Source organism: Kothea flammea (assembly GCF_052161645.1).
GTDB lineage: Bacteria > Planctomycetota > Planctomycetia > Pirellulales > Pirellulaceae > Laterigemmans.
On sequence record NZ_CP197414.1, the window covers coordinates 3,397,540 to 3,399,838 of the forward strand.

Below are 2,299 nucleotides of genomic sequence, written 5' to 3' on the forward strand. Positions count from 1 at the left end.
TCGGCTTGCATAAACGCAGAATGACCAAACCGCATCCACACTTCGAGTAGCTGCGCTCAGTTCAGGGCAATCGTGACGCACGCGGGGAACCGAGGCGAACTGACCACAGTCTTTCGTACCGAGGTGTTGTGCGATCAGTGCCAAGTGGTGTTAGCCAGCAGGTGGGATATTTCCCTGTGCATCGAGCACTTGAGTGGCTTCAAACAATCGTCGCTCCTTGTCTTGCTGGCGTAATGCTTGCATGATCTTATTGCGATCACCACCTGAGATTGGCAAAACGGGCGGCTGTTCGAAGATACCCAGCGGCACTTCTTCCATTCGCCAATTATCGCTCCGCTGTGTGGCAAAGGGAAGATCTTTGTGGCCAGTCGCTTGTAAATTAGCAAGTGGGTTTCGCCCCCAAGCGTAGCGAAAGTGAGTGGGTGCTGGCACCATGGGGCTGGTTAACACAAGTCGTTTACGGTCGTATTGAACGCGTCCTCGATCGTCCTTGCCTTGCTCGGCATAAGAAACGTTGGCTGGATGAAATTTGCGGTCTTCTCCGGCAATTGCAAAGCCTTCGATCGCTCCCTCGAGCGGATCGTTGACTTCGGTGTCGAGTGCGAGAATTAGCTGTCCGGTGAGCCGCTCCACCTTCAACAACATGGGCGGCTTCCATTGGATTTGGTTCGCAAAACCGTATTGCGTGGCCAACGCCCAGCGCGCGATCCGTTCGCCGGCGGGGATCTTTAATTGGGGGTGGTACCAGCGACGTCTAAGATCATAAGTGCTCGCGAATCCGACCTGCTGGTCACCCGAGTTCAACAATTCAAGAAAAGTTTGGTACTGGGCCTCGCGGATTTCGATTCCGGCGTTAAACATTTTCTCACAATAGTCGTTGCGCGTTTGAGGGTACCCATCAGTGCACAACGAAATAATGCCAAAAGGCATCTCTGGATCTCCGAATGCCGCCCGCCAGGACTTAATCATTTCCGGAAAGACGTCCCGGTACATTTCCGCCCCGCGTGAACCGTCAAAGGCATTGTTATACCCTTGATGAAAGATCGTTCCTTTGACGGCCAGCCCCTCGAGGGGCGCGATCATGCCCGCATAGCAATGACCGGGGAAATTGTGGTCGCCGAGGGGTCCGGGACGCAGATCATCGGGCTCTCGCTGTCGATCCGCGGGAATTTGTTTGCCAGCCGCACTCTGTTGTTTGATCCACTGGCGATGCTGCGCGATGCGATTTTCCAGGTCATGCTGAGCATCCCAGTCAGCAACCGCTTGGTCAAACTCGGCTAGCTTCTCTTGAGTGGGTTGGCTATCCAACTCGCGGAGCACCGGTAGGGGAGTCCAGGTCTCGACCGTGGTACCACCACGCGAGGCATCAATCACACCGATGGGTACGTTGCCCGCTTTGTGAACACGACGAGCAAACACGTATCCGATCGCGGAAAAATCACGTATTGATTCGGGAGTGCATTCATCCCAGTCGCCTTTGCGAAAGTGCCTGCCGAACCAGTCGCTCCACTCGTGTAAGCGTGCGAAACTTTGCTTGAATTCTGGTCCCTGGCCATAGGGTACCGTCAGCAAGCGAATCTCGGGAAAATTAGCGGAGATAATCTCCAGCGCCCCATTTTCGACTTTGGCTAACTCAAACTCCATATTGCTTTGCCCACCCAGAACCCAGACATCTCCGATCAGGATGTTCTCCAAGACAATTTGTTGGTCCTCGCCTTCAATCATTATTTGCTGGGGTTCTCGATTTGCTGGAAAAGGCGGCAGCGAAATTTGCCAGCGACGGTCAGCAGCAGCAGTCGCTTGCCGTGTCTCTCCGGCAAAGCTGACCGTGATTCGCTCTTCCGGGCGAGCCCAACCCCAGATTTGAATGGGTTTATCTCGCTGCACGACCATGTTGGTCTGAAAGAGGTTGCTAACGCAGAGTCCGTCACCGATCGCGGGGACCTCCACCACATTCTCGCGCGGCATCGATTGAGCAGGTAAAGGCGACGCGAGCAACCACGAAAAAGTGATTGTTCCAAGCAAAAAACACGATTGAAAGCTCTGTTTCATCGATAACCTCAGCAGCGGGGGCGATGCGTGGAGTAACTACCCCGTCCTCAAAAAACGGCGGGGAACGAGAGTACTTGGTCATTGTAGTGGTTTCGTGAGGATAGCGTTACTATCGCTATCCTCGGAACCCCAAGCCCACAGCATCGCACCCTAGTTAGGGCGCGGCGTAGATGCCAGCATTTGGAAGAGTCTGTTGAAGACCGCTCTGGCGATTGCCAGAGCGGCCTATGCAACCAGAGACCAATGC

General features: G+C 54.4%; 2 protein-coding genes. Both read right to left on the reverse strand.

The genetic code is table 11. The features are described 5' to 3' along the window. Positions 1 to 150: 150 nt before the first annotated feature. The gene (locus tag SH139x_RS12980; RefSeq protein WP_488355629.1) at positions 151 to 1,968 is read right to left on the reverse strand and encodes a hypothetical protein; all 1,818 of its coding nucleotides are present in this window, start codon (positions 1,966 to 1,968) and stop codon (positions 151 to 153) included. After that, on the reverse strand, positions 1,928 to 2,134 hold the full coding sequence (locus SH139x_RS12985; RefSeq protein WP_488355630.1) for a hypothetical protein: 207 nt from the start codon (positions 2,132 to 2,134) through the stop codon (positions 1,928 to 1,930). Before SH139x_RS12985 ends, SH139x_RS12980 begins: the two co-directional genes overlap by 41 nt. Positions 2,135 to 2,299 lie beyond the last annotated feature (165 nt).